General features: G+C 64.0%; 25 protein-coding genes, 1 tRNA gene and 4 pseudogenes. 12 read left to right on the plus strand and 18 right to left on the minus strand.

Features of this window, described 5'->3' with window-relative positions:
* The first annotated feature begins 58 nt into the window (after positions 1-58).
* The 6 genes and pseudogenes from DC31_RS11490 (at position 59) to DC31_RS19515 (ending at position 5,461) form a co-directional block, all read left to right on the plus strand.
* Complete coding sequence (locus DC31_RS11490; RefSeq protein ID WP_051606827.1) at positions 59-817, plus strand: hypothetical protein; 759 nt, start codon at positions 59-61, stop codon at positions 815-817.
* Positions 814-2,036, plus strand: a pseudogene (locus tag DC31_RS19495) (family 78 glycoside hydrolase catalytic domain). Before DC31_RS11490 ends, DC31_RS19495 begins: the two are co-directional and overlap by 4 nt.
* A gap of 21 nt (positions 2,037-2,057) precedes the next feature.
* Positions 2,058-3,620 carry an alpha-L-rhamnosidase-related protein gene (locus tag DC31_RS19500; protein ID WP_235201457.1) on the plus strand — a complete coding sequence of 521 codons (1,563 nt, stop codon included), beginning with the start codon at positions 2,058-2,060 and terminating at the stop codon, positions 3,618-3,620.
* A 14-nt stretch (positions 3,621-3,634) separates the two neighbouring features.
* The gene (locus tag DC31_RS19505; protein WP_235201458.1) at positions 3,635-4,372 is read left to right on the plus strand and encodes a DUF5060 domain-containing protein; all 738 of its coding nucleotides are present in this window, start codon (positions 3,635-3,637) and stop codon (positions 4,370-4,372) included.
* Positions 4,373-4,603: 231 nt separating this feature from the next.
* Positions 4,604-4,786: a hypothetical protein gene (locus DC31_RS20575; protein ID WP_442921899.1), complete on the plus strand. Its 183-nt coding sequence runs from the start codon at positions 4,604-4,606 to the stop codon at positions 4,784-4,786.
* A 3-nt stretch (positions 4,787-4,789) separates the two neighbouring features.
* The gene (locus tag DC31_RS19515) at positions 4,790-5,461 is read left to right on the plus strand and encodes a DUF5605 domain-containing protein (protein WP_235201478.1); all 672 of its coding nucleotides are present in this window, start codon (positions 4,790-4,792) and stop codon (positions 5,459-5,461) included.
* 456 nt (positions 5,462-5,917) lie between these two features.
* Here the strand turns inward: DC31_RS19515 and DC31_RS19520 are convergent.
* From DC31_RS19520 to serS, 4 genes and pseudogenes are all read right to left on the minus strand, one after another.
* Positions 5,918-6,745: pseudogene (locus DC31_RS19520) on the minus strand (LCP family protein); the annotation flags it as partial.
* Positions 6,714-6,798: transfer RNA gene (locus DC31_RS11510), tRNA-Ser, on the minus strand. The gene DC31_RS11510 and the pseudogene DC31_RS19520, both read right to left, overlap by 32 nt.
* Positions 6,799-6,841: 43 nt before the next feature.
* Entirely contained in the window at positions 6,842-7,672 is an 831-nt protein-coding gene (locus DC31_RS11515) for an HAD family hydrolase (protein ID WP_036280168.1), read from the minus strand.
* Complete coding sequence (gene serS / locus DC31_RS11520; RefSeq protein WP_036280170.1) at positions 7,669-8,970, minus strand: serine--tRNA ligase; 1,302 nt, start codon at positions 8,968-8,970, stop codon at positions 7,669-7,671. The genes DC31_RS11515 and serS overlap by 4 nt, the downstream gene beginning before the upstream one ends.
* Positions 8,971-9,252: 282 nt before the next feature.
* Between serS and DC31_RS11525 the strand changes: the two genes are divergently transcribed.
* Complete coding sequence (locus DC31_RS11525) at positions 9,253-10,026, plus strand: diacylglycerol/lipid kinase family protein (RefSeq protein WP_327036855.1); 774 nt, start codon at positions 9,253-9,255, stop codon at positions 10,024-10,026.
* A gap of 4 nt (positions 10,027-10,030) precedes the next feature.
* On the opposite strand, the gene DC31_RS11530 is transcribed toward DC31_RS11525, so the two are convergent.
* The 3 genes from DC31_RS11530 to DC31_RS18755 all read right to left on the minus strand — a co-directional run bounded on the left by DC31_RS11530 (position 10,031) and on the right by DC31_RS18755 (position 12,551).
* Positions 10,031-10,774, minus strand: a complete 744-nt coding sequence (locus tag DC31_RS11530) for a hypothetical protein (protein ID WP_036280172.1) — start codon at positions 10,772-10,774, stop codon at positions 10,031-10,033.
* A gap of 53 nt (positions 10,775-10,827) precedes the next feature.
* Positions 10,828-12,282, minus strand: coding sequence for a cardiolipin synthase (cls, locus tag DC31_RS11535; protein ID WP_036280174.1), 1,455 nt, complete (start codon positions 12,280-12,282; stop codon positions 10,828-10,830).
* A 95-nt stretch (positions 12,283-12,377) separates the two neighbouring features.
* Positions 12,378-12,551, minus strand: a complete 174-nt coding sequence (locus DC31_RS18755; protein ID WP_200872918.1) for a hypothetical protein — start codon at positions 12,549-12,551, stop codon at positions 12,378-12,380.
* Between the two features lie 130 nt (positions 12,552-12,681).
* Here DC31_RS18755 and DC31_RS19975 point away from each other — a divergent pair, with 130 nt between their 5' ends.
* Complete coding sequence (locus DC31_RS19975; RefSeq protein WP_036280176.1) at positions 12,682-12,981, plus strand: DUF4192 family protein; 300 nt, start codon at positions 12,682-12,684, stop codon at positions 12,979-12,981.
* 94 nt (positions 12,982-13,075) lie between these two features.
* Complete coding sequence (locus DC31_RS17075; RefSeq protein WP_327036856.1) at positions 13,076-13,810, plus strand: DUF4192 family protein; 735 nt, start codon at positions 13,076-13,078, stop codon at positions 13,808-13,810.
* Here the strand turns inward: DC31_RS17075 and lysS are convergent.
* A pseudogene (gene lysS, locus DC31_RS11550) lies at positions 13,803-15,332 on the minus strand (lysine--tRNA ligase). The gene DC31_RS17075 and the pseudogene lysS sit on opposite strands and share 8 nt — an antisense overlap.
* 114 nt (positions 15,333-15,446) lie before the next feature.
* Here lysS and DC31_RS19980 point away from each other — a divergent pair.
* Genes DC31_RS19980 through DC31_RS19990 form a run of 3 tightly spaced genes read left to right on the plus strand, consistent with a single transcriptional unit; the run spans position 15,447 to position 17,246 of the window.
* Complete coding sequence (locus DC31_RS19980) at positions 15,447-16,262, plus strand: DUF2207 domain-containing protein (protein WP_051606829.1); 816 nt, start codon at positions 15,447-15,449, stop codon at positions 16,260-16,262.
* Complete coding sequence (locus tag DC31_RS19985) at positions 16,259-16,498, plus strand: DUF2207 domain-containing protein (protein ID WP_051606831.1); 240 nt, start codon at positions 16,259-16,261, stop codon at positions 16,496-16,498. The genes DC31_RS19980 and DC31_RS19985 overlap by 4 nt, the downstream gene beginning before the upstream one ends.
* Positions 16,499-16,508: 10 nt before the next feature.
* A complete protein-coding gene (locus tag DC31_RS19990) occupies positions 16,509-17,246 on the plus strand; it encodes a DUF2207 family protein (RefSeq protein ID WP_051606833.1) in 738 nt (245 codons plus the stop codon).
* 21 nt (positions 17,247-17,267) lie between these two features.
* On the opposite strand, the gene DC31_RS11560 is transcribed toward DC31_RS19990, so the two are convergent.
* The 10 genes and pseudogenes from DC31_RS11560 to hpt all read right to left on the minus strand — a co-directional run bounded on the left by DC31_RS11560 (position 17,268) and on the right by hpt (position 25,786).
* On the minus strand, positions 17,268-17,957 hold the full coding sequence (locus DC31_RS11560) for a Rossmann-like and DUF2520 domain-containing protein (protein ID WP_036280178.1): 690 nt from the start codon (positions 17,955-17,957) through the stop codon (positions 17,268-17,270).
* The gene (locus DC31_RS11565) at positions 17,947-19,533 is read right to left on the minus strand and encodes a PH domain-containing protein (RefSeq protein WP_235201459.1); all 1,587 of its coding nucleotides are present in this window, start codon (positions 19,531-19,533) and stop codon (positions 17,947-17,949) included. The genes DC31_RS11560 and DC31_RS11565 overlap by 11 nt, the downstream gene beginning before the upstream one ends.
* A gap of 82 nt (positions 19,534-19,615) precedes the next feature.
* A complete protein-coding gene (locus tag DC31_RS11570) occupies positions 19,616-20,155 on the minus strand; it encodes a PH domain-containing protein (protein ID WP_051606851.1) in 540 nt (179 codons plus the stop codon).
* Positions 20,156-20,309: 154 nt separating this feature from the next.
* Positions 20,310-20,798, minus strand: a complete 489-nt coding sequence (locus DC31_RS11575) for a DUF3180 family protein (RefSeq protein WP_036280180.1) — start codon at positions 20,796-20,798, stop codon at positions 20,310-20,312.
* Complete coding sequence (gene folK / locus DC31_RS11580) at positions 20,795-21,346, minus strand: 2-amino-4-hydroxy-6-hydroxymethyldihydropteridine diphosphokinase (RefSeq protein ID WP_036280183.1); 552 nt, start codon at positions 21,344-21,346, stop codon at positions 20,795-20,797. The genes DC31_RS11575 and folK overlap by 4 nt, the downstream gene beginning before the upstream one ends.
* The gene (gene folB, locus DC31_RS11585) at positions 21,346-21,723 is read right to left on the minus strand and encodes a dihydroneopterin aldolase (RefSeq protein ID WP_036280186.1); all 378 of its coding nucleotides are present in this window, start codon (positions 21,721-21,723) and stop codon (positions 21,346-21,348) included. Before folB ends, folK begins: the two co-directional genes overlap by 1 nt.
* Position 21,724: 1 nt before the next feature.
* Positions 21,725-22,540 carry a dihydropteroate synthase gene (folP, locus tag DC31_RS11590; RefSeq protein ID WP_036280189.1) on the minus strand — a complete coding sequence of 272 codons (816 nt, stop codon included), beginning with the start codon at positions 22,538-22,540 and terminating at the stop codon, positions 21,725-21,727.
* On the minus strand, positions 22,537-23,142 hold the full coding sequence (gene folE, locus DC31_RS11595; RefSeq protein ID WP_036280192.1) for a GTP cyclohydrolase I: 606 nt from the start codon (positions 23,140-23,142) through the stop codon (positions 22,537-22,539). The genes folP and folE overlap by 4 nt, the downstream gene beginning before the upstream one ends.
* 2 nt (positions 23,143-23,144) lie before the next feature.
* Positions 23,145-25,159: pseudogene (ftsH, locus tag DC31_RS11600) on the minus strand (ATP-dependent zinc metalloprotease FtsH).
* A gap of 75 nt (positions 25,160-25,234) precedes the next feature.
* Positions 25,235-25,786, minus strand: a complete 552-nt coding sequence (hpt, locus tag DC31_RS11605) for a hypoxanthine phosphoribosyltransferase (protein ID WP_036280195.1) — start codon at positions 25,784-25,786, stop codon at positions 25,235-25,237.
* Between the last annotated feature and the right edge of the window lie 7 nt (positions 25,787-25,793).

Here is a 25,793-nt window from a genome sequence, read left to right on the forward strand (position 1 = left end):
ATACCGTCCAACCAACACGTCCGCTGCGAACACTCCCATTGCCGGCTACTACCCGGCGGTGATCGGGCCGGACGGCGAGTGGCTGTGTGTGCTGCTCGGCGTGCGACCACGCAGCATGACTCGCGCGTTCTCGGCACTCGGGCGCGAAACGTTTGTGACATCGGTGCGCTGGGAAGACAACGGCTGGCCCGTGATCGACCCGGTTCTCCTTAACCACCGAGCGGGCACACGCGTAGATATCGACTTCGCGTCGCAGCGGGCTCTCGATGCCGAGTGGATGGCGGTCCGCACTCTGCCGGCAGAAGTGGCCGATCTCACGGCACGACTCGATGCGCTCACCCTCCACGGCACGGGAACAACGTTGAATGATCCGCACCCGGTCTTCCTTGGCCGGCGCCAGGAGCATCTCACGAACGCGGTGACCGTGCACCTGGATGTGCGCTCCGGCGTCGGCGGGCTCGCCGTACGGTATGACGAACGCTTCCACGTCGAGATCGAAGCAGGCAATGGGCTGCTGACCGCGCGAGCTGTGGTCGCGGATCTCGTCCAGGAGTGGACAGCACCGCTCACGTCGACCGTGCTGGATCTGCACATCGACTCCCGCCGACCAGAGTCGTCGACGGGCTTCCCCCGCACCAGCGACGTGTTCCACCTCGGAGCCACGATCGACGGTGAACGCCACGAACTCGCGCAGGTCGATGGCCGCTTCCTCTCCTCCGAGACCTGCGAGTCATTCACCGGTCGCGTCATCGGCGTGTACGCCGTTTCCGGCGAAGTCGCGGTGCAGAGTTGGAGCGCCGAAGGAGACGACGAGTGACGGATGCCGCGGACGCGACGCCGTGCATCGCGACGCTCCGCGCAGAGCTGCGCGACGATACCGCGTTCGTCGCCACCCCGACGCCACGACTGAGCTGGACGGTGAACGCCGCCGCAAACGGTTGGCTGCAGGACTCTGCGGAACTCACCGACGGTCGTGACACCATCGAAATCGTGGGACGCGACGGTGTGCTTGTCGAATGGCCGTTCGCGCCCCTCACAGTGGGAGAAGCACGCGATGTACGCGTACGTGCGAGGGCGACTTCTGGCGCTCAAACACCATGGAGCGCATCATTGCGGGTCGAATCGGGGTATCTTGCCGAGGGCGAATGGATCGCGCGGCCGGTGGGGCTCGCCAGGCCCGACCGCGCGGCTCAGCCGGCTGTCGTTCGCTCACGGTTCCACGTCGAGCGGCCAATCAAGAGGGCTTTGCTGTTTTGGACAGCGCTCGGTGTCGCTGAACCAGAGCTCAACGGAGCGGCTGTTTCCGATGACATCCTTGCTCCCGGTTGGACGGCCTACCGTGATCGGCTCGTGCACGAGAGCGTCGATGTCACAGCTCTCGTACACGTGGGGACCAACGAACTCACCGCATCGATCGCTGGGGCCTGGTACACCGAGAAGTACGGCTTCTTCGCGTTCGCCGACCGCCTCTACGGCACGCAACCCTCATTCCTCGCTCAGCTCCGCGTGACGTACGCAAACGGTTCAACCGAGACGCTCGGCGCGACGGGCGAGGGATGGGAAGCAGCAGGCGACGGACCAGTCGTCGAATCCGGCATCTACGCCGGCGAGCACCAAGACCTCCAACGCACCTCATCAGACTGGGCTCCGGCTCGCGTCGGGGCAGCGCACCTCCCCGGCTATGAAAACGTCCCCGCACCCGAGGCGAGGATCGCCCCACCAGTACGTCGCATCGAGTCTCTGCCGGTTGCTGACGTGCTCACCACGCCGTCCGGTGGTCGCATCCTCGATTTTGGCCAGAACCTCGTCGGTCGGCTCCGCATCCGAGTCCGTGGCGCAGCGGGCACACGACTGATCGTGAAACACGCCGAAGTTCTCGAGATGGTGAGCTGTCGTTGCGCCCACTGCGCAACTCTGCAGCCACCGCAACGTTCGACCTCTCCGGCGACGACGATGTGCTCGAATCCCGCTTCTCGTTCTACGGCTTCCGCTACGCGCAGCTGACCGGATTCGACGTCGATCCCGCCGACATCTAAGCCGTCGTACTGCACACGGACATGCGGCGAACCGGTTGGTTCGAAGCATCCGATCCGCTGCTGAGCAAATTGCACGAGAACATCGTGTGGGGCATGCGCGGCAACTTCCTTTCGATCCCGACTGACTGCCCGCAGCGCGATGAGCGCCTGGGGTGGACCGGTGACATTCAGGTATTCGCGCCGACTGCGAGCTTCCTATACGACTGCAACGGGTTTCTCACCTCCTGGCTGCGTGATCTCAGCCATGAGCAGTCGCACAACAACGGCGCAGTGCCCGTCGTCGTGCCCGCAGCGCTTCCTGGGTTTGGTGCCGACGGTGCAGCCACTCCAGCAGCTTGGGGAGATGCGGCGACAGTGGTGCCGTCAGTGCTCTTCGAACGCTTCGGCGATATCGGCATCGTCGCCGCGCAGTACCCGAGCATGCGTGCGTGGGTCGACACGGTGCTGAAGGATGCTGGCGACACGGGGCTCTGGGCCGGTCGAATGCAGCTGGGCGATTGGCTCGACCCTTCCGCTCCCGCCGACAAACCCGGAAAGGCGAAGGTCGACTCCGACATCGTCGCCACCGCTTACCTCGCCCGCTCTATGCGTCAGGTATCGCAAGCCGCGGCGTTGCTCGGCCACCATGATGATGCCGAGACATATGCGACGCTCTCCGAGCGCAGTCGTGCCGCGTTCGTGGCCGAGTACATCACACCCGCTGGCCGGATGATGAGCGACGCGGTCACGGCATATGCGCTCGCACTGGAATTCGATCTCGTGATCGATTCGACGCAGCGCCAGGCCCTCGCCGATCGACTGGCCGCGCTCGTCCGAGAGGGCGGTTACCGGATCAGCACTGGCTTCGTCGGCACGCCACTGGTGGCCGACGCTCTCACCGCTGGCGGCCACCTCGCCGCAGCCGAACGTCTGCTCCTGCAGACGGAGTGCCCCTCGTGGCTGTATCCCGTGACCATGGGCGCAACCACTGTGTGGGAACGATGGGACTCACTCCTACCGGACGGCACCGTCAACCCGGGACAGATGACCTCCTTCAATCACTACGCACTGGGCGCCGTCGCTGACTGGTTGCACCGCACGGTCGCCGGCCTCGCACCAGCAGAGCCTGGTTATCGTCGTCTGCGCATCGCGCCGCGGCCGCTTTCTGCTCTCACGCACGCCTCAGCACAGCATGAGACACCGTATGGCATGACATCCGTGTCGTGGCGCCGCGTGCCCTGTGCCGACGGTGAGGAGATCGTCGTCACGGCGGTCGTGCCTGCCAACACGACCGCTGAGGTGTCTATCCCCGGGGCTCCCGCGGAGATCACCGCGGGAGCCCACGAATGGCGTTACCGTGCACAACCCACTCTGGCGCGACCTGCGCTGCCGGGGCTCGAGGCGACACTCGCCGATGTGATCGATGACCCGCGCGCGTACCGGGCACTGCTCGACACGCTCACTCAGATCGATCCACAACGAGCGGAAGCCGTCCGCACCGATACGGTCTGGGGTGCCGGGCGTCGGCTCTCCAGTGCCCTCATGTTCACTCCATCGGAGGTGCTCACCCGCGTCGATGACGCAGTGCGCACCGCCACAACCTGACGAGAGGGTCGATCTTGTTCGATCGCGCTTCTACCTTCGGTGACACACTCGACAGCCCTGCGGGACGGGCAGTGCTGGAAAGGCATCTTCCCGGCATCGCGGCGTCACCGATGGCCGTGCAGTACCGAGGCGTACGTCTCGGCCAGCTTGTTGCGCTCGTGCCAGAGCTTGAGTCTGTCGATGCACGGGAGCGCCTGTGGGCGGCGCTGTCGGAGGTCGGCGACGGTGAGTCGCGAGCCCCGTACGCACCCGCACTCGCACCAGACCCCTCGTACGAAGACATCGCGGTACCGCGTGCCTCGGCAGGGGCGGCGCTTCCGGATGCTGTCGCACTCTGGGATCCGATGGAGATCCGCATCGCCGGCCCCTCACACGGCAATCCATTCGTCGATGTCGAGCTCGACGCCGTTTTTGTGCGCGATGGCGAAGAGATCCGGGTGGGCGGCTTCTACGACGGCGATGGCACTTACGTTATCCGTGCTCTCGCTGATCGTGAAGGCCGGTGGACGTTCACGACGCGATCGACGGCGCGGTCGTTGGATGGGCTCACCGGATCGGTGACGGTTGGTGCTGCAAGGGAAGGATCGCACGGCCCCGTGGGCGTCGACGGATTCCACTTCCGTCACGCAGACGGCACCCGTCATCTGCCTCTCGGCACGACTGCCTACGCCTGGACGCACCAGCGGAAGTCACTTCAAGAGCAGACTCTCGCGACTCTCGCGGACGCGCCATTCACGAAAATGCGCATGTGAATCTTTCCGAAGTCGTATCTGTACAACGCGAACGAACCGGAAGACTTCCCTTTTCTAGGATCGCTCGCCGAAGGCTTCGATCTCGAACAGTTCAATCCGGAACACTTCCGCAACCTCGAGAAGCGCATCTCACAGCTGGGCGCGCTCGGCATCGAAGCCGATCTCATTCTCTTCCACGCGTACGACCGATGGGACTTCGCTGACCTTGGCCCCGCCGTTGACGAGCGATACTTGCGATACGTCGTACGGCGCCTGTCTGGCTTTTCAAACGTGTGGTGGTCGATGGCCAACGAGTACGACCTGCTGTGGTCGAAGGACACCGCGGACTGGGAGCGCCTGGCCGCTGTGGTCGGCGAGGAAGACGCGTTCGGGCACTTGAACTCGATCCACAACTGTCGACCGTTCTACGACTAAGCGATGCCGTGGATTACCCACGTCAGCGTGCAGCGTGTCGACGTGTACCGCACGGCGGAGAACACCGACGAGTGGCGCGAGCGCTGGGGCAAACCTGTCGTGATCGACGAGTGCGCTTATGAGGGCGACATCGATCAGGGGTGGGGCAACATCACCGGCGAAGAGATAGTTCGTCGTTTCTGGGAGGGTGCGATCCGTGGGGGGTATGTCGGACACGGCGAAACCTATCTACCCGAACCGCTCGGGCTCGACGACGACGTGCTCTGGTGGTCCAAAGGCGGTGTGCTGCACGGAACCTCGCCCGCACGCATCGGGTTCCTCGAACGTCTCATTGCGCAGGCACCGGAGGGCGTGTGGGATCCGCTGCCGAGCGATTGGGATGTCCCGTGGGGCGGCGTCGGCGGGCGCGTCCATATCGGGTATTTCGGCTTCAACCGGCCGCGGTTCAGAAACGTGCTGCTTCCGGAAGGCGTATGGTCCGTCGAGGTCATCGACACCTGGAACATGACGGTCGAGCCGATCCCCGGCACGCATCCTGCAGGCTCTCTGCGCGTTGAACTGCCCGGGAAACAGTTCATGGCCATCCGATCGACGCGCGTCGACGACGCGCTGACCTCGACTACTAGCGAACGTTACCGTTCGAGCAGGTCTGCTGCGCGGCAGAGTTACCCTTGATCGAATCGGGCAACGCGGCGATGTTGTCGGCCGGGGTCGGCACAGGCGCATCGGTGGCTGCCGGGTCGGGAGCGGGCGCTCCGGCACGGCGCCTTCAACAACCACGCCTTCGTTGGCATTGTTCTCGTGCGTGATCTGCAACTGCTGATTCGCGTTGATCGCGTCCCACATCATCTGCGCTGAACCCGTGTCGGCAACAACCTTGTTCGGGTCGGCGGAGTCCGTATACGTCGGGTACTGCAGGAACACGATGTCCTCGAACGGCACGTCCTTCACCGCGAGCGCGACCTGCACGATCGTCATCGGGTTAGTAAGCGAGGTGCTCGCTTCAAGATTGCTGAGTGCGGTGTTGGCTAGCCGCAGCATCGTCGGCACGTTGCCGAGCACTTCACCGCTGATGAGCTTGCGGGCAAGACTCGACATGTACTGCTGCTGGTTGCCAATGCGACCCAGGTCGCTGCCGTCGCCCACGCCATGGCGCGTGCGCAAGAACTGCAGAGCTTCAAAGCCCGCGACCGTATGCGTGCCAGCGGCCATATCTAGCCCCGTGTACGGGTCGTAGATGGGGCTGGCAAGGCAGACATCAACTCCGCCGATGGAGTTGGTGATCTCGATCACACCGCCGAAGGTCACGGATGCTGCGAACTCGATGTCCTGGCCAGTGAGTTTGCTGATCGTCTGGACGACACAGTTCAGCCCGCCATACGTGTACGCACTGTTCAGTGGCTGCTTGCTCATCGCCGACGAAGTGTTGCCGTCGGCATCCGTGCACTCCGGAATCGGAAGCATGAGGTCGCGAGGGAAGCTGACGGCGGTGATGCGTCGCGGCTCTTCCGACACGTGTACGAGAATGTTCACGTCGTTGAGGTTGCCCTCGGAGTCCGCTCCGCTGCAACGGTCACCGAACAGGTAGGCGTATGCCTCTTCACAGCTATCAGTGCCCACGAGCAGCAGGTCGAACCCGCCCTTGTACGCGCTGATGTCCGGCGGAACCGGCTTCTGACCCTCAAGCTCAACAGCATCCGCTGTCGCGGTGCCATAAAGGTCGCTGACCACAAAGGCACCGATGCTCACGCCGCTGACCAGCAGGACAGCAAGCGCGACACCGAGAATCTTCAAGAGCTGGCTGATCGGGCCCGGGGTGCGCAGTTGGCCATGGCGTGCCACGGTCTTGCGGCGACGGATCTTCTCGCTCACTCGGTGCCTTTCGGATCTGAACGCAGTGCTCGGGGTACCACAGTCAGTTTTTCTGCGGAGGGTGTGGGATTCGAACCCACGAGACATCTCTGCCCACTGGTTTTCAAGACCAGCTCCATCGGCCGCTCGGACAACCCTCCTCGACGGACGAATCCGACGATCAGTGGTTGAGTCTAGTCGCTTTCATTCTCTCGTCCTCACCTGGGCGACCCCTGGATGCACCAATAGCGTGTCCAGGGCGAGCGCAAGCCCCCCATCGGCGACATCCGCGGTGACTTCACCTGCGGCATCCTTCACATCATCCGGCGCCTGGCCCATCGCTACGGCTCGCCCGCCAAGGCCGAGCGCCCAGCCGAACATGCCGACGTCATTGCGGCCATCTCCTGCGACAAAGACCTGTCCCTCAGCGATGCCGAGCTCTGCATGCACGCGCGCCAAAGCGGTGCCCTTGTCGACACCCTGCGGCGCGATGTCAAGCCATGCGGTCCAACCGATGGCGTACGAGACCTCGTTGAGTCCGGCCTCCGCCACTAACCGCTGGAAGTCCTCCTCGTTGTGGCCGGGCGACACCACGACGACGCGCGAAACCGGCTGAGCGCCGAGCTCGTCGAAATCGACCCGTCGTCCACCTTCTAGCGTCCAGTCATCGACCACGTCAGTGAACAGCCGCATCCCCGAGTCGAGCTCAACCATGTAGTGGGCCTCTGGCAGCCGCTCCGTCAGCAGCGCGAGCACGGCACGCGGGTCAAAAGTTTCAACCCACCAGCGCTCCCACGAGTCATCGACCCGCCGCATGGTGACTGCGCCGTTCGAGCAGACGACGAACTCAGGGGTGATCTCCAACTCGTCGACCCAGCGCTCCGTCGCCATCCAGCTGCGGCCGGTCGCGATCGTCACGACGTGACCGGCGTCTCGCACCCGCGCGACCGCCTCCGGCACGCCAGGACTCATCGTCTCGTCCTGCAGAATGATCGTTCCGTCGACATCGAGGCCGACGAGCCAGGGCGCACTCACGCCTGCGGCTCCAGAACGGCTAGCCCGCCGAGGTATGGCCGCAGAGCCTCGGGAACGATCACCGAACCGTCCGCCTGCTGATGCGTCTCGAGCAACGCGACGATCCAGCGAGTGGTCGCGAGCGTGCCATTCAGGGTTGCCACGTGCTGCGTCTTCGTCTGCGTAGCGGTCGCTGAAGCTGTCGAAGGATCGGCTGCCGGACGGTACCGGATATCCAGCCGCCGCGCCTGGAACGTCGTGCAGTTCGACGTGGAGGTGAGCTCGCGGAACGCACCTTGGGTCGGCACCCACGCTTCGATGTCGTACTTGCGCGCCGCACTCGAGCCGAGGTCGCCGGCTGCGACGTCGATTACCCGGTACGAGAGGCCGAGCGCCGTCAGCATCTCTTCTTGCAGAGCAACGAGGCGCAGGTGCTCTGCCTCGGCGTCTTCAGGAGTCGTGTAGACGAACATCTCGAGCTTGTTGAACTGGTGCACGCGAATAATGCCGCGGGTGTCTTTGCCGTACGAGCCCGCCTCACGGCGGTAGCAGGTCGACCACCCGGCGTAGCGCAGCGCACCGCCCTTCAGATCGACGATCTCGTCCTTGTGATACCCGGCGAGCGCGACCTCACTGGTACCGACCAGGTACAGGTCGTCTTCCTTGTCGAGGTGGTAGACCTCATCGGCGTGCTCACCGAGGAACCCGGTGCCCTGCATGATCTCTGGACGCACCAGCGTCGGCGTGATCATCGGCACGAAGTCATTCTGCAGCGCCCTATCGAGCGCCATGTTCATGAGGGCGATCTCAAGACGCGCACCGATTCCGCGCAAGAAGTAGAACCGTGCACCGGAGACTTTCGCCCCGCGCTCCATGTCGATCGCTCCAAGAAGCTCGCCGATGGCGAGATGGTCACGCGGTTCGAAGTCGAAGGTCGGGGCTTCACCAACTCGGCGGAGTTCAACGAAGTTCTCCTCGCCACCGGCCGGCACGCCATCGATGACGATGTTCTCGATGCGCGCGAGAGCGGATGCCACGGCATCCGCCGCCTCGTTCGCCATCTGCTGCGCCTGCTTGACCCGGTCTGCCAGGTCCTTGGCCTGCGCGACGAGGGCAGCCTTTTCATCCTTGGGGGCCTTGGCGACCTGCTTGCCGAACGCGTTCTGCTCGGCACGAAGCTCTTCGAACGTGCTCAGCGCCGCACGTCGCGATCGATCTGCATCAATCGCCGCATCAACGGTGGCAGCGTCATTGCCGCGCGCGTGCTGCGAACGACGAACGAGCTCGGGCTGGTCACGAAGGAGAGCGAGGTCGATCATTCATCAAGTCTAGATGCCGTGGCCTGTGGGTTCGGATGCGGGACATAGAGTGATCGACATGGGGATAAGCACCTCACGCCAACGACAGGCGGCGCTCGTCTACAACCCGATCAAGGTTGACGAGAAGCGTCTGCGCGCTGCCGTGCGCGATTTGTCGAAGCAAGCCGGGTGGGTACCGCCCGCCTTCTATCCGACGACGGTCGAGGATGCCGGGCAGGAAGTGACCAGGCAGGCCATTGCCCGCGGAGTAGATGTCGTGCTGGTTGCCGGAGCGACGGAACGGTGCGTGCCGTCGCCGAGGCAATGGCCGGAACCGGAGTGCCGCTGGCGATCGTGCCGAGCGGCACCGGAAATCTGCTCGCACGTAACCTCGGGCTGCCGCTCACTGTGCCGGAGGCGATGATCCGCGCTGCGCTGGGAGATTTCCACCACCCGATCGACATCGGTTGGGCCGTCCTCACCCGAGAGAACGGTGACACGAACGAACATGCGTTCGTGGTCCTGGCTGGTATCGGCTTGGATGCCGACATGATCGCAAACACACGCTCAGATCTGAAGAAGTCGGTCGGCTGGGTCGCTTACGTTGACGGCGCTGCGCGTTCACTCCCCAAAGCGAAGCCGTTCCGCATCGTCTACCAACTCGACGAGTCGCGGCTGCATTCGACCAAGGTTCAGAGTGTGTTGTTCGCCAACTGCGGCACGCTACCCGCCGGCATTTCGCTCATCCCGTCGGCGTCGATCGCCGACGGCCTCATGGATGTCGCGATCATCCAGCCCAGCGGCCCATTCGGGTGGATCGGAGTCTGGCGCAAGATTTGGTGGGACAACTCGGTGCTCCGGCGATCCCGCGCGGGACGACTCGTACTGCAGCGTCGCGGAAAAAGTGCTTCAGTGCGCTACTTGCGGGGACAGACTGCCGAGGCCGCGGCCACTGGGCCCACCCCGATCGAACTCGACGGCGACGAGTTCGGGGTGGCCGTTCGCATCCACTGTCGCATTGCACCCGATGCGCTTTTACTGGCTCTGCCTGAGGGGCATCCGGTCGATTCGCTCTGAATGATCAGTTCGCCCGCACGGAGACTGTCCCATCGAGGTTGTCACCGACGAGCGTCAACGTGAAGTCGTCACCCTGATCGTCATCGAGCTCGTCACCGAAGTCGAGGATCGTGGCGCGCGGCGCCATATCCATCGTGCATACGCGGTCCTCGGTCTTGAAGGTGACTGTTCCGCTGTTTCCACTCGCCTGAACGTCCTCGACAATCGGCGGGCAACTCGATGAGCCCCAGGTGAGCAGCACCAGAGCGCCGTCATCGAACCAGCCAGCGGAAGGCTTGTAATCGGTGGATTCACCGGGGGTGCCGGTCAGTGCGGAATTGCCGTCGAGTTCAACACTGTCGGAGTTGTCGCCATAAGTGACGACGAGCTCGACATCCTTGGTCGGATCGACGCCCACAGGAAGCCCCCCAATGCTGGCCCGCGGGGCGAGATCAGCGGTGCAGGCCTTCGTGGCATCCGCCCCATCGCTCAGGGTGATACTGACCTTCTGACCGTCCGCAGTGACCTCGTCGACGATCGGGACACAGGTCGAAGATCCCCAGGTGACGACAGCGAACGAGCGTCCGTCGTCCAGCCATGCCGCCTCGAAGTCGTCATGGTCATCCGGAGAGGTCGGGGCGGCCGAACTATCCGTCACCGGAGAATTCGTCGGCGCCGGCGCGGCCGGTGATGCGGTGCAACCAGCCACCAGCAGCGTGGCCGCGATGAGAGCGGAGGCATACAGGGCAAGCCGCAGAGGAGTGGTCATGGCCTCAGAGTAACGCTGGGCGTGTCATGGCGGGGGAACAAAATGGTTACGGGTTACTGCAACGCCGAAGTCAGCCGAGCGAGGTTGTCGAGCACCGTGGAGCGCAGGGGCTGTTGCAGCCACTCCTCCAGGGTGAGTTCGCGGCTGAGCGCACGATACTCATCCTCGACCCCACGCATCTCGGCGACGAACTCCTCACCGCGCACGAGCATCGAGATCTCGAGATTCAGACCGAACGAGCGCATGTCCATGTTGCTGGAGCCGATGACCGCAACCTCGTCGTCGATGCTGAGAGTCTTGGTGTGCAAGATATACGGTTTGCGATACATCCAGATCCGCACGCCCGCGCGGAGCAGGGACTCGTAGTAGCTGCGCTGTGCGTGATAGACCATGGCCTGGTCGCCTTCTTCAGAGACGAACAGTTCGACGTGCACGCCGCGGTCGCAGGCCGCGTTCACGGCAAGCAGCAGCGCCTCATCTGGCACAAAGTACGGGCTGACGATGATGATCTTCTCGCGTGCTGCGTAGAGCAAAGTGAGGAAAAGTCGCAGGTTGTTCTCGACCTCATAGCCAGGGCCCGACGGCACGATCTGGCAGTCCAGATCGCCCGAGCCGATTTCGGCGTGGGTGATGTCAATCTCACCGAGTGCTTCGTCTGTCTCGCTGTACCAGTCACTGAGAAAAATGGCGTTGACGCTGAGCACGATCGGTCCGTCGACGCGCACCATGAGATCGACCCAGTGCAGACCGCGCTTAATATTCTTCGGCAGGTTGTAAGACGAATCGGTGACGTTCTGCGATCCAACGAAGGCGACGTTGCCATCTACGACGAGGAGCTTGCGGTGATTGCGCAGGTCAGGACGCTGCATCCGACCCTTCAAAGGCTGCATCGGCAGCATCAGATGCCAATCCGCGCCCATCGCGGTGAGCCGCTTGATCGTCTTGCGATAGCGGGGCTTCCAGCGGTTTGCCCAGTGGTCAAGGAGCACGCGCACTTCGACGTCGCGCGCCGAGACCTCTTCGAGCGCGCGGAAGAAATTGTCGGTCGCGTCATCCGATTGCAAAATGTAGAACTCGACGTGCACGTAGTCGGTCGCCGTGCGGATGGCATCGGCCATCGCATCCAACGACTGCTGATAGTCGCTGATCAGATGCGCGCCGTTGTCTCCAGAAATCGGCAGCGCACCGAGCTTCTCGTTCATCGCGACCAGCGGAGGAAACCATCCCGGCGCGTTCGGACGCAACGTTCCGAAGTGCAGCTGGTGAGAAGTCTCAGCGATATACGCGTTGATCTGATCTTGTTTCCGGCGGCGTGCGCGAGGCAGCCGCGGATTGCCGATGACGAGAAATAGCAGGACGCCGATATACGGGATGAAGAACACCGCGAGTAGCCAGGCCATCGCGGCGGTGGGACGGCGGTTGCGCGGGATGATGATTATCGCGGTAATGCGGATCGCGATGTCGACGACGACCGCAAAGGCAAGAACCCACCAGGGCCACTGGTCCATCCGCCTCACCCCCGACGTCCACTGTTCAGCAGTCGCCGAATGCGGCGTCTGGACTCAGCGTAGCCCGTACTACTGACGCGGCTGGTCGGCGTGACTCAGACGCGCGGCGGCAGTCCGCGCGCTTCGCGTTCCTCGGCTTCAATCCGCGCGTGCACCTTGCGTTCGGTGCGGTCGGATCGAATGATCCCGCGCAGAACGAAGAAGAAGACGATGCTCACTCCGATGGTCGGCAGGATCGACCACGCCGCAACCGCCCAGTAGCTGTCCATCCTTCTATCGTACGCGGGCCTAGCACCGGTGAAGCCCCACTAGTTCTGCACCAACCAAGGATTTCGGGATTTGCGTGAATAGGCTGTGGAACCGAAGTTTTGAGCTCTGCCGATCGGCCACACTCGCGTCATGAACACAGTCCTCCGTGCTACTGATTCCGCCGAGTTCCTCGCTCTCGTCCCGGCCCTCGCCGGGTTCACCCCCAGGCAGAGCATTGTGCTGCTGCCGTTCCAGCGTTCACGCGCTCATGGTGCGATGCGCATCGATCTGCCTCATTCCGATGCCGACCTTGAGCACTATGTCGACACCGCGATCGGTTTGGTCTCTCGCGTCGCGGGGACGGATGCCGTCGCCGTTGTCGTGTACACCGACGAGGCACCGCAGCAAACGCCAGACGGCATCGTGTTGCCGTCTCGTCGTCGTCGATGAACTGCTCAACCTGACCGAAGACCTCGGTCTAGGCATTGTCGACGCGCTCTGCGTCACCCCGGATGGGTGGTCCAGCTACCTGCACGATGACCCGATGCTGCACCCGACAGGTGATATTCCGACTGCCCCGCTGGCACCAGGAATCGGCGATGTCTCGGGCGACCAAGATTCGGGTACCGCCCTGCCCATGATCGATCTCGCCGAGAAGGAGCGTGTCGGTCGCGCTCTGCTCGAGCTCTCTGACGTACTCGCCCACCAGAACTTTCCTGGCACGGGCCGTGAGCGCGAGAATCCGCAGGCGATCGCAGCAGCGACGCTGCTCGATGATCTGCCGCTCTTCTTCGAAGACCTGCTTAACGCGCCACAGAACATGCCTCCATACGTGACCGCAGCGCTGCTCTGGTGCCTGGACCGTCCGCGCTACCGCGACGTCGCACTGGTGCAGTGGGCCAGCAATCTTCCAAATGGTCTCCGCGCGCTCGGCGCACAGCTCGGATACTCACTCGATCGCACAGCGGTGTCGAGCGATCTGGGAGAGGTGTTCCTCGGCCGCGGGCCTCGCCCTGACCTCGACCGGCTCCGAGTTGCGCTCACAATCGTCCGCAACGTCGCGGCTCGCGCGCCACGGGCATCGAAGCCTGCACCGCTCACTGCTGCAGCGTGGCTGTCATGGGCGCTCGGCCGTTCCACACACGCCGCACACTACTTACAGCTGGTGACCGAGATCGACCCCACCTATTCGCTGGCGTCGCTAATGAACACCATGATCCACGCGGCTGTGCTGCCGGAGTGGACGTTTCACCGCGACGCAGACGATGCCGCTATTTGACCAGCGGGAAGAGGATGGTCTCGCGGATACCGAGACCAGTGATGGCCATCAGCAGCCGGTCAATGCCCATACCCATGCCCCCCCGACGGCGGCATACCGTGCTCGAGAGCGCGCAGGAACTCCTCGTCGACTCGCATCGCTTCGACGTCGCCGCGCGCGGCAAGCTTCGCTTGCTCAACGAAGCGCTCGCGCTGAATGACAGGATCAACGAGCTCGGAGTACCCGGTGGCAAGTTCGAACCCGCGAATGTACAGGTCCCATTTCTCTACGACGCCAGCGATCGCGCGGTGCTCGCGCACCAGCGGAGAGGTGTCTACCGGGAAGTCCATAACGAAGGTCGGGCGCACGAGGTCGTCCTTCACGAAGTGCTCCCAGAGCTCTTCGACGAGCTTGCCGTGGGTCGCCTGCGGCGGCAGATCAACACCGGATGCCTCGGCGAACGCAATCAGGTCCTCCACTGCGTCGTCCGGGGTGACCGTACGCCCGGAGGCTGCGGAAAGCGACTCATACATCGAGATGCGATCCCACTCACCGCCCAGGTCGTACTCCGTGCCATCTGCCCAGGTAACGGTCGTTGAGCCGGTGACAGCAACCGCAGACTGCTGCACGAGCTCTTGCGTGAGCTCTGCCATCTGAATGTAGTCGCCGTAGGCCTGGTATGCCTCGAGCATCGCGAACTCGGGGCTGTGCGTGGAGTCAGCACCCTCATTGCGGAAGTTGCGGTTGATTTCGTAGACGCGCTCGATGCCGCCGACGACGGCGCGCTTAAGGTAAAGCTCCGGCGCGATGCGCAGGTACAGCTCGGTGTCGAACGCATTCGAGTGGGTGATGAACGGACGAGCGGATGCTCCACCATGCTGCACCTGCAGCATGGGCGTCTCCACCTCGAGGTAGTCGTGCGAGCCGAACGTTGCTCGCAGACTCGCGTTGACCGCCGCGCGAGCGCGCACCGTTGTACGGGCCTGCTCGCGCACGATGAGGTCGAGGTAGCGAGTGCGCACGCGCCCTTCCTCGCTGAGCTCGGAGTATGCGTTCGGCAGCGGCAAAATCGCCTTGGACGCGATCTGCCAGCCGTCGGCCATGATCGACAGCTCACCGCGGCGGCTGGAGATCACCTGGCCGTGGACGAAGACGTGATCCCCCAGGTCGACATACTCTTTCCACTGCGCCAGCGACTCTTCGCCGACCTCCGCCAACGAGATCATGGCCTGGATGCGGGCACCATCGCCGGCCTGCAGCGTCGCGAAGCAGAGCTTGCCGGTGTTGCGGCTGAACACCACCCGTCCGGCAACGCCGACGACAACTCCGGTCTCGTCTCCCGCCTCGAGCTCGCCGTACTCGGCGCGCAGCGCCGGGATCGTGTGCGTCACCGGCACCCCGACCGGGAAGCTCCGCCCGCGGCATCCGCTCGCTGTGCGATGAGTCGCTCACGCTTGGCCAGACGCACGGCCTTCTGCTCGTGAATCTCCTCGCCGTCGGTGTCGTCAGGGGTGGATGCGGGCGCGTCAGGCGCGGTGGTCATAAGGGCTCCTTGGAAGTCGCACTCAGTTTACCGGGCGCCCCTGCGACCGCTCACCGAACGCGGTCCCTGAGCCTGTCGAAGGGTCTGGTAACCCTCCCCCGTTACGCTCGACGTATGTTCTGGCAATCGATCCCCCGCTCTCTTGCCCTGCTGGCCGTCACGGCCGGCATGCTCCTGACCGGCTCTGCCGCCGCATCCGCTGCCCAATCACCCACCGGCGTCGACGACTTCGATTTCACTTCATGGGATGCGACCTACGAGGTCAGCCTCAACGATGAAGGCCGTGCGACGATGCATGTCGAAGAGACCCGCGTGGCGGCATTTCCAGACTTCGATCAGAACCGCGGCATCGTCATCGGCTATCCGGAGAGCTACCAAGGCGCGACCCTGAACACGACGATTCTCTCGGTGCGCGACGAGAACGGCGACGAGGTTCCCTACGAGACCGAAGAAGATGACGGGCTCCTCTACGTCCTCACCGGCAACGACGACTACGTGCAGGGCTCGACCACCTACGTCATCGAGTACGAGATGCGCGACGTCATCCTTGCCGCTTCCGAGACGGGGGTCGATGAGTTCTACTGGGATCTGCTGCCGCTGAACAGCACGCAGGACGTCGATTCCTTCCACGCCGATGTCATCTTCTCCGATGAGCTCGCCGCGCACCTCACGGGCAACGCATCGTGCTACCAAGGCCGAGAGCGATCGACTGAATCCTGCGAGCTCACTGGTGAGAACGGCACGTTTAGTGTCACAGCGGACGGCCTCGCAGCTGGCGAAGGTGTCACTGTGGCGATCGCTCTTGAGCCCGGCACTGTGACCCAGCCTCTGCGCGCGAGCCGAATGCTGCCACTGACGTACTGCCATACGCATTGGGTGGCGGCGCAGCCTTACTCTCGGTCGTCGGGTGGTTCGCGAGCTCTGCGATGATTCGCTCCCGACGCCGCGGTACCGGCGTCGTTGTTGCACAGTACGACGTGCCGGATTCGATGTCGCCTCTTCTAGCCCACGCGATTGTGCCCGGCGCCAAGAATCCAATCACGGCCGAGATCGTGCACCTCGCCGTGCGCGGTCTGCTTCGCCTCGAAGAGCTTCCAGAGCCCGGTGCGAAAAAAACGACGTCCTCGTCTGCGGCGGCTCGCAGGCACCGCACCCGATCCGCTTGATGACCGCGCGATGACTGCGTTGTTCACCAATACTGAGATCGACGCGGTCATGAAGATGCCGAAGAACAGCGAAGCCTTCGCCAAGCGCATGCAAGCGCTCATCAAAGACGGATCGAAAGCCGCAGAAGAGCGTCGCCTCACGACGAAGGCGCACAGCACCCTGGCGCGGATCACCCAGAGCATCGCAGTCTCGGCGATCGCGGTGATGCTCGGGTTGATGTTATGGGGCATGTTCACCGGTCGCGCATCTGCCGGACCCGTGCTCCTCGTGTTCATCTTCTGTGCCGTCTTCGTGCTGATTGCGAGCATCCAGGGCTTCAGGAAACACACGGTCCTCACCCCAGACGGCGCCCTGCAACTCGAGTACCTGGAGGGCGTGCGCGAGTTCATCCGCGTCGCCGAAGCCGACCGCCTGCGGATGCTGCAGTCGTATTCCGGAGCAGAACGCCGCAGCGATGGCACCGTTGATGTGATTCACATCTACGAGCGATTGCTCCCCTTCGCGATCTTGTTCGGCCAAGAGAACGAGTGGGGCGAGGTACTCGAAGACGCGTACAGCCGCGCCCAGCGCTCCCCCAGCTGGACAGACAACTCGTCGGCAGGCTTCGCTATGCGAATGGGCGCCTTCTCCACGGCGACGCGTTCATCGTCGACCTATTCCGCTCCGAGCTCGTCGAGCTCTGGCGGGTCATCTGGCGGCGGGTTCTCCGGCGGCGGGGGCGGCGGCGGGTTCTCCGGCGGCCGCTGAGACCAGCCCTGAGCGAACGCCTCAGGGCGCGAGTGGATCGGATACCTCGCGCAAGGCGCGCTCGACGGTCGACTGCACGAGTGCCGAAAGATATCCGCCCGGGTTCTCGACCCCGATGCCGCGCAGCAGCGACGTGGACTGGCCGATGATCGCTCTCGAGAACTCGGAAGCTGTAGCGATCGCCTCTGCGTATGACGCGCGATCTTCCTCGCTGATGACAATCGGCTCACAGCCCAGCTCGACGGCAAGCGCCTGAGCAATCGGCAACACCGGTCCTGGCGCGGTGACGGCAGCAAAGCTCGCCTGCAACTGGCGCAGATCGATCGACGTACCCGTGAATGAGATCGCCGGGTGCACCGCCAACGGAATTGCGCCCGCTCGCTGCGCCGGCTCAAGCACATCAATGCCGAAAGCGGGGTCGGTGTGCAGGACGAGTTGCCCCGCCTGCCAGGCTCCGAGCTCGGCCATGCCCCGGACGAACCCAGCTAGTTGATCGTGCGGCACGGCCAGGATCACCAACTCGCTGCGACGCAGCACCTCCGGCGCCTCGAGCACAGGAACGCCCGGAAGCACACCGGCAACCCGGTCATCGTCAGAGCCACTCGTAATCCCTGTGATCGCATGCCCTGCCCCGGCGAGCGCCGCACCGATCACCGGGCCAACGTGTCCTGCACCGATGATGCCGACGCCGAGCCTTCCGTCACGATCCATTCGACGCCTCCGCCCAACGGTGGCTGTGGTCACGGTTCGCGGCGGATGCTGCGCGACGGACGATCTCATCGAGAGCGGTATTCAGCTCAGCACTGTCAATGCCGACCACATCGCCGTTGATCGGTCCGGTGACGCTGTGTGCGGTGAGGCCTCCGACACGTTGCATCCGATCGATCGGTCCCTGGTCACTCGAGATGCCTTGCAGACGTGCGAGCGGGAACACCGCGAGTTTGCGCCATACGACACCACGGCGAAAGATCAGTCCGAAGTCGGTGACGGTGAACCCATGGCGCTTCCACGAGACCGGCCGACGCCACCATGCACGCGGCTGCAGCACACGATACGGATCATTCTGTTGCGGGCCGAGGATCCCGTGCTCCCAGACAAGCGGCATGTCCTCGGCGGGTAGGTCAGGAAGGATCAGGCCGAGCACACGCTCGACGTCAGCGCGTTTGCCCACGGGAAGGACGACGTTGAACTGCTGCGCCGAGCTGGACTGCTGCGCGGACATGCTCTTGCCGCTCATGCGATTGATCTTGATTGTCCACCAGCCGAACGGCCGCCAGAGGAATGGCTGCGAAACCTCGACGCCGAATATGCGTCCGGGCGGAATGGTCTCGGTGATGGTGGTGAACAGGCCGAAAGTGATGCGCACGCCATCCGACGTCGGTGCGATCGAGTAGCGCAACGACTTCGAAATTTGCCCCCAGGTGATCGCGACCGTCGCGATGATGAACGGAACTCCCATTCCGAGCACAATCGCCACCACACCGATCCACGCGTCGGGGTCTCCGTCCGCAAGAATCGCGGGGACCGCGAAAGCGAGGCCGACCGCAAAGATCGCGAGGAAGAAAAAGAACCACAGCACGCCCGCGAGCAGCATCGAGCCCACCAGACGCCCGGTGGGGATTCTCACGACGCTCTCGGGCTCGACGTCACTGAGATCAACGCCGCCGATGAGGTCGGTCACGCCGGTGTTCATCGAACCGACGAGCTGGCCGCGCATCGTTGCAGGAGCCGGGATCTGCGGTCCGCCCTGGCGCGCATGACGCGCTGCGCGTGCGCCAGATGCGAGGCGGAGGATGTCGGACCGCACTGCCTCAGCTTTGGACGTGGACAGGTACTCCAGCGCCACGTTCGCGTCGGTGCCAGCGCCCACGACTTCGAGCTTTGCCATCCCGATCAGCCGGGCGGGGAAGGGACGGGTGAGATTGACACCCTGCACACGATCGAGCGGAGCGCGCCGATGAGATCGGAAGACGATGCCTTTTCGAACTTCTACGTGCTCATCGGAGATGCGGAACTGCTGGAACCGCCACACCATCCAGAACCCGATGATCAGCACGGCCAGCACACCGAGCACAATCAACAGCGCAACCAAGATCAAGTTATTGGCGAACACCCAGTCGACCGGGTCGCCGCCGCCGTAGTCGCCGACGTGCGCTTCTTCCGGAGCGAAGAGTCCGATGAAGCCGAAGATGATGCGGTCACGGAAGTTGTTCAGCAGAGGCCCGCGACGAGGATGAGGACCAGCCCGCCCTTGAACAGGGGCGTGAGGGGGTGCATCCGGTGCCATTCGCCATCAGCGAGCGAATCGCTGTTGGTGGGCTGCGCCGGATGCGACACAGGAAGCGACGGGTCGGGCGGCTGGGGCGTGCTCACAGGCCGGTCCGACGAGTTTCGGCGACGTCGATGAGGGTGTCACGCAAGGCTTCTGCGGCGGCCCGCGTGAGTCCAGGGATCTGCACGCCTGTGGTCGCGGCGGCAGTCACCATCTTCAGCTGCGAGACGCCGAAGGCGCGATCCAGCGGTCCGTGCGTGATGTCGACGAGCTGCATCCGCCCGTAGGGCACCGCGATGATGCGCTGCCAAAGAATGCCCTTGCGGAACACGATGTCATCTGCGCGCAGCATGTAGCCGATCGCCTTCGCCTGCCGCGGCAGGATGATCAGAGTGATCAGGGTGACGAAAATAAGGATGCCAGCGGGGATCCATACCCAGAGCTGATCAAAGACCAGTCCAACGATGAGGGCCGCAGCGATGATGATCGCCAGCATGATCCCGTTCTGTACGAACTGGGACACGACGTAGCGCGGAGAGATCTGGTGCCACTTGCCGTCTAGGGCGAGTCGGGCGGTGCTGCGAGGCTCACGAATCTGCGAGTACGTGCCCTCGTCCAATATCGGGGGTGCAGTAATTGGCGGCGCCTGTGCGGCGACCGGTGCTGGCGCGCTGAAAGCCGGAGCGGGCGCAACAGCCGGAGCGGGCGGCACACCAATCGGAGTGGGCGGCGGCGCTGGCGGCACATTCGTCACGAATGACGGCGCAGGCGGCAGAGGCGACGGCGAGGGCTCAGTGCCCCGCGGGTACTCCGGTGGCGGGGTCATCTGGCTGTCGGTCATCAGGGCCCTTCGGCAGAGTGCAGAACTGTTCGGCGACGAGAGCTGCGGCCACGAGCACGAGCGAACTCGCCACGAGTGCAGCCATCGCCACAATCGACCCTACCTGGGGATCGACCGGACGTGACAACAAGAACGTTCCGAGCCCGGCGCCGAGCCCGGTCATGATCGCGCCGAGCAGGCTCGAGGCTCGCGCAAGTGTCGCCGCGCGAGTGGCGCGGAACGGGTCGATGCGTCCCGGCGTCCGTCCGCGCACGCTGCGTCGCACCGGCCAGGCGACAGCGAGAACCGCAGCGGCCAGCAACAGCAGAAGAACTGGCAGGAAGCCCGACGGCGTAAACGTCGCACGCCCCGAAACGGTCAGCACCTGGTCGATCAGATACCCGAGACCGCCCGCGACGAGCGCGAGAACAACGAGGGCGGTCGCCGATGTGCGCTTCACAGACGCTCCGGATCATCGCCAACAGGATCCGCACGCAGGCGAGCCGCGAGGTCGGCGACATTCCCCAGCCCAGGAATCTTGGCCTCGGGCGCAATGCTCAGCCACGGCTCCAGCACGAACAGTCGCTCGCCAGCACGAGGGTGCGGCAGCAGCAGATGCGGATCCTCGGAGACGATATCGCCATACGTGATCAGGTCAAGGTCGAGAGTCCGGTCACCCCACCGCTCGTGACGCTCACGTCCGTACTCGTCCTCGATCGCGTGCAGCATGCCCAGCAGCACCTGCGGTGCCAAACGCGTGGTGACCAGCGCGACCGCGTTCACATAGCCCGGAGCATCCGGATCGGGTCCGTCAACGCGCACCGCGACGGTCTCGAAGAGGTCAGAGAGCCGCACATCATCAACGAGCGGCAACCGCGCGATACGTTCGACGGCGGACTGGATCGTCTCGCGGCGATCACCGAGATTCGCCCCGAGTGCGACGACCGCGGTGGTCCACTCACGTCCGGGACGCGGATCTGGTGCTGCTGGTGGCGGTTTACGGATCATTACGGCGCAACTTTCTGACCCCGGTGCACGGTGACTGAGACATCGGCGAAAGAAAGCGAAATCGGTGCGTGCGGCTTGTGCACAGTGACGCTGGTCAGCTGCACCCTCTCATCCGTGAGCACGACATCTGCAATGCGTACGGCGAGCGTTTCGATGAGGTTCACCGGTTCGCCGGCGACCACCGCTGCGACCTTCTCGGCGAGCTCACCGTAGTGCACGGTGTCAGCCACATCGTCGGATGCCGCGGCATCCGCCAACGCGATATGAAGGCGCACGTCGATCACGAATTCTTGGCCGTTCTCGCGCTCGTGATCGAACACGCCGTGCCGGCCGAAAACCGTGAGTCCGGTGAGCTGAATTTCGTCCAAAGGGTGCATTTCAGCCCTCCCAGGCATGTGCGATCGCGAGCGCATCGCGGGTGGCGGCGACGTTGTGCACGCGCACTGCCCAGACACCGTGACGGACAGCAAGTGCGCTGGTGACGGCGGTCGCGAGGTCGCGCCGCGCCTCATCGATCTCCTCGAGAGCCCCCAGCCCCCGAGCCTGTCGAAGGGTGTCTGCCAGAAAGAGCTTGCGTGAAGTGCCGATGAGCACGCGGTATCCGAGCGCCGTGATGTCAGCGAGGCCGCGCAGCACGTCCCAGTTCTGCGCGCCCGCCTTGGCGAAGCCGATCCCCGGGTCAACGATCAGTCGCGCAGGGGCGATACCTGCTGCGGCTGCCTTCTCGATCCGCTCCCGGAGTTCACCCGCGACCTCACGTGCGGCCCGGCTGTACTCGGCGAGCGCGTACATGTCATCGGAGGGGCCCCGCCAGTGTCCGATGGCGAAGTCCGCGCCGGACTCGGCGACCGCGCTCAGCATCTCCGGATCAGCGAGACCACCCGAGACGTCATTCACGATCCGCGCCCCTGCGCGCACGGCGGCTACTGCCGTCGAGGCATTCAGCGTGTCAACGCTCACCGGGATACCCTGCGCAGCGAGTTCCTGGATGACCGGAACCACCCGCTGCTCTTCGACGGCAGGATCAACCCGTTCGGACCCCGGTCGCGTGGACTCTCCACCCACGTCAAGCACAGTCGCACCATCCTCGCAGAGGCTGAGTCCGTGAGCGATGGCGCGCTCTGGGTCAAAATAGCGACCCCCGTCGCTGAACGAGTCAGGAGTGACGTTGACGATGCCCCAGATCCCGGTCATCGAGCGCCCGCTGAACCTGTCGAAGTCCCGATGAGTGTGACCAGTTCTGCCCGTGCGACCGGTTCGGTGTATATGCCACGGGCGGCCATCGTGAGGGTGGATGCTTCGGGCTGGCGACCGCCGCGCATCGTGACGCAGCCGTGCGTGGCATCCAGAACGACGAGGACCCCGCGAGTGTCGAGATGCTCAGAAATGGTGTCAGCGATCTGCTCGCCGAGGCGCTCCTGCACCTGTGGACGGGTAGCGAGGGTCTCGACGACCCGAATCAGAGCGCCGAGTCCGACGACTTGCTCGCCGGGCAGGTACGCGATGTGCGCGCGACCCGCGAACGGCAGCAGGTGGTGTTCACACACCGAGCGGAAACGGATGTCTCGCAACAGCACCGCGCCAGAGGGCAGAGTCTCTGGCGCAGGCCCCCGCGAGACGCTGATCGTGCGCGCAAGCGGCGCCGCAGCATCTTCTCCGACACCGGCGAAGAACTCGGAGTAAAGATCGGCCATGCGAGCGGGAGTCTGCTTCAGCCCCGGGCGCTCTGGATCCTCGCCGATTGCCTCAAGCAGCTCACGCGTGAGCCGCTCGACACGCCGCCTGTCGACAGCCACGATCAGGCCGTCGCCGGCCGGGCCTGCCCGGTTGCGGGTGCACCGCTGGTCGCGCCGCGGGATGCCGTCGCATCCGCCGGACCTTCGACAGAGGCCGCGGCATCCGCTGGGATCATGCGCTTGGGGACCTCGATCGGCGGACGGCTCGACACCGGCCGGTCTTCGCTGGAGAGCCACTGCGGGCGCTCGGGAAGCTTGCGGATGTCGGTAAAGATCTCTGCGATCTGGTTGTGATCGAGCGTCTCCTGCTCGATGAGCGCGAGAGCGAGTCGGTCAAGGAGGTCGCGGTTGTCACTGAGCACCTCGTACGCCTCGTTGTGCGCCTGTTCGATGAGGTCCCGCACTTCTGCGTCGACACGCTCGGCGATTGCCTCCGAGTATTCGCGTCCGCGGCCCATGTCGCGACCCGCGAACGGCTCACCGCCCTCAGAGCCGAGCTTGACCGGGCCGAGCTCGGTCGTCATGCCGTACTCGATGACCATCTTGCGGGCGATGCTCGTCGCCTTCTCGATGTCGTTCGATGCACCGGTGGTGGGATCGTGGAAGACGAGCTCTTCCGCGACGCGGCCGCCCATCGCGTACGTGAGCTGGTCTTGCAGCTCGTTGCGGGTGACGGAGTACTTGTCGTCCAGCGGCATCACCATCGTGTAGCCGAGGGCCTTGCCGCGCGGAAGGATCGTGATCTTCGTCACCGGGTCGGTGTAGTTCATCGCGGCCGCGGCGAGCGCGTGTCCGCCCTCGTGGTACGCGGTGATGAGCTTCTCCCGGTCCTTCATCATGCGCGTGCGGCGCTGCGGGCCGGCGATGACACGGTCGATCGCCTCATCGAGTGCGCGGTTGTCGACCAGCTGGGCATTCGAGCGCGCGGTGAGCAGAGCGGCCTCGTTGAGGACGTTCGCCAGGTCGGCACCGGTGAACCCCGGAGTCTTGCGGGCGACGACTTCGAGGTCGACGCTTTGCGCGAGCGGCTTTCCCTTCGCGTGCACCTCAAGGATGTGCAGGCGACCCTTCATATCGGGAGCATCCACACCGATCTGACGGTCGAAACGGCCAGGGCGCAAGAGAGCAGGGTCGAGGATGTCGGGGCGGTTGGTCGCCGCGATCACGATGACGTTCGCGTTCGGGTCGAAACCGTCCATTTCGACGAGCATCTGGTTCAGTGTCTGCTCGCGCTCATCGTTTCCGCCACCCATGCCGGCACCGCGGTGGCGACCGACAGCGTCGATCTCATCGATGAAGATGATCGCGGGCGCGTGTTCCTTGGCCTGGTTGAACAGGTCGCGCACACGGGAGGCGCCGACGCGACGAACATCTCCACGAAGTCAGAGCCGGAGATTGAATAGAACGGGGCGCCAGCTTCGCCCGCGACAGCGCGAGCAAGCAGCGTCTTGCCTGTTCCTGGAGGGCCGTACAGCAGCACGCCCTTTGGGATACGAGCACCAATGGCCTGGAACTTAGCGGGATCCTCAAGGAATTCCTTGATCTCCTGCAGCTCTTCGATGGCCTCATCGGCACCGGCGACGTCAGCGAAGCTGACCGTCGGGGTCTCTTTGTTGACGAGCTTCGCCTTGGACTTGCCGAACTGCATGACCTTGCCGCCGCCGCCCTGCATCGACGAGAGCAGCCACCAGAACAGCAGCCCGAGCAGTACCAGCGGAAGAAGAAGGGAGATGAACCCGTCGAACCAGGTTGCCCTCGGGACGACGTCGTTGAAGCCGTCCTTCGGGTCTGCCGCCGTGATGGCCTTGACGACCTCGTCTGCGCGGGCGTCGACGTAGTAGAACTGCACGGTCTTCGAGTCTTCGAAGGCCTTCGACAGTGTCATGTCGACGCGCTGGTCACCGTCGGTGTTGGTCACCTCAGTCACGGTCGTTCCCGACAAGAGGTCAAGCCCCTGTTGGGTCGTAATCGTCTTCGGGGCACCGAGGTTCGAGATCAGCAGGAAGCCGCCGAACAGCAATACACCGATCAGCACTACGTAGAGCAGCGGATTCCGGGTGATCTTCTTCACATCCATGATGCGTTCAGCGTATCGCGCCGTACTTTATGGTCCGCTGTGATTCGCCCACGGCGTACGCCGCGTCATCCGATCTCAGGAATATATGTGCGGAGCGAGCACTGCCACGTCACGCAGGTTGCGGTAGCGCTCGTCGTAATCGAGTCCGTAGCCGACAACGAATTCCGTCGGGATGTCGAAGCCAACGTACTTGCAGTCGATCTCGACCTTCGCGGCTTCGGGCTTGCGCAGCAGCGCCAGTACCTCGATCGATTCCGGCCCGCGGGACTCGAAGTTCTCCAGCAGCCAGCTGAGCGTAAGGCCCGAGTCGATGATGTCTTCGACGATGAGTACGTGCTTGCCATGCAGGTCGGTGTCGAGGTCTTTACGAATCTGCACGACACCGCTGGATTTCGTGCTGGAGCCGTAGCTGGAGACCGCCATCCAGTCCATCGGCGCGTGGAACGGCAGCGCCCTGGCAAAGTCAGCCATCACCATCACTGCGCCCTTCAAAACGCCGACGAGCAGCAGATCCTTGCCTGCGTAGTCCTCCGCGACCCTGACCGCGAGCTCATCGAGCTTGATCTTGATCTCCTCCTCTGTGACGAGAATTTCTGCAAGGTCATCCTGAATCTCAGCCGCGCGCATGCTTTGA

Source organism: Microbacterium sp. CH12i (assembly GCF_000685355.1).
In the GTDB taxonomy this organism is placed as follows: Bacteria; Actinomycetota; Actinomycetes; order Actinomycetales; family Microbacteriaceae; genus Microbacterium.

Bases quoted from the DNA above. Each gene is read 5' to 3' on its own strand.
- DC31_RS19985 (WP_051606831.1), top strand. From the start codon at position 16,259: ATGATTCGCTCCCGACGCCGCGGTACCGGCGTCGTTGTTGCACAGTAC.
- DC31_RS11530 (WP_036280172.1), bottom strand. From the start codon at position 10,774: ATGACCACTCCTCTGCGGCTTGCCCTGTATGCCTCCGCTCTCATCGCG.
- folK (WP_036280183.1), bottom strand. From the start codon at position 21,346: ATGATCCGTAAACCGCCACCAGCAGCACCAGATCCGCGTCCCGGACGT.
- hpt (WP_036280195.1), bottom strand. From the start codon at position 25,786: ATGCGCGCGGCTGAGATTCAGGATGACCTTGCAGAAATTCTCGTCACA.
- folB (WP_036280186.1), bottom strand. From the start codon at position 21,723: ATGCACCCTTTGGACGAAATTCAGCTCACCGGACTCACGGTTTTCGGC.
- DC31_RS19500 (WP_235201457.1), top strand. From the start codon at position 2,058: ATGCGGCGAACCGGTTGGTTCGAAGCATCCGATCCGCTGCTGAGCAAA.
- folP (WP_036280189.1), bottom strand. From the start codon at position 22,540: ATGACCGGGATCTGGGGCATCGTCAACGTCACTCCTGACTCGTTCAGC.
- DC31_RS19990 (WP_051606833.1), top strand. From the start codon at position 16,509: ATGACTGCGTTGTTCACCAATACTGAGATCGACGCGGTCATGAAGATG.
- DC31_RS18755 (WP_200872918.1), bottom strand. From the start codon at position 12,551: ATGGACAGCTACTGGGCGGTTGCGGCGTGGTCGATCCTGCCGACCATC.
- DC31_RS19515 (WP_235201478.1), top strand. From the start codon at position 4,790: ATGCCGTGGATTACCCACGTCAGCGTGCAGCGTGTCGACGTGTACCGC.
- DC31_RS17075 (WP_327036856.1), top strand. From the start codon at position 13,076: ATGCTGCACCCGACAGGTGATATTCCGACTGCCCCGCTGGCACCAGGA.
- cls (WP_036280174.1), bottom strand. From the start codon at position 12,282: ATGGACCAGTGGCCCTGGTGGGTTCTTGCCTTTGCGGTCGTCGTCGAC.
- serS (WP_036280170.1), bottom strand. From the start codon at position 8,970: ATGATCGACCTCGCTCTCCTTCGTGACCAGCCCGAGCTCGTTCGTCGT.
- DC31_RS11560 (WP_036280178.1), bottom strand. From the start codon at position 17,957: ATGGATCGTGACGGAAGGCTCGGCGTCGGCATCATCGGTGCAGGACAC.
- DC31_RS19975 (WP_036280176.1), top strand. From the start codon at position 12,682: ATGAACACAGTCCTCCGTGCTACTGATTCCGCCGAGTTCCTCGCTCTC.
- DC31_RS11565 (WP_235201459.1), bottom strand. From the start codon at position 19,533: ATGGCACCGGATGCACCCCCTCACGCCCCTGTTCAAGGGCGGGCTGGT.
- DC31_RS19980 (WP_051606829.1), top strand. From the start codon at position 15,447: ATGTTCTGGCAATCGATCCCCCGCTCTCTTGCCCTGCTGGCCGTCACG.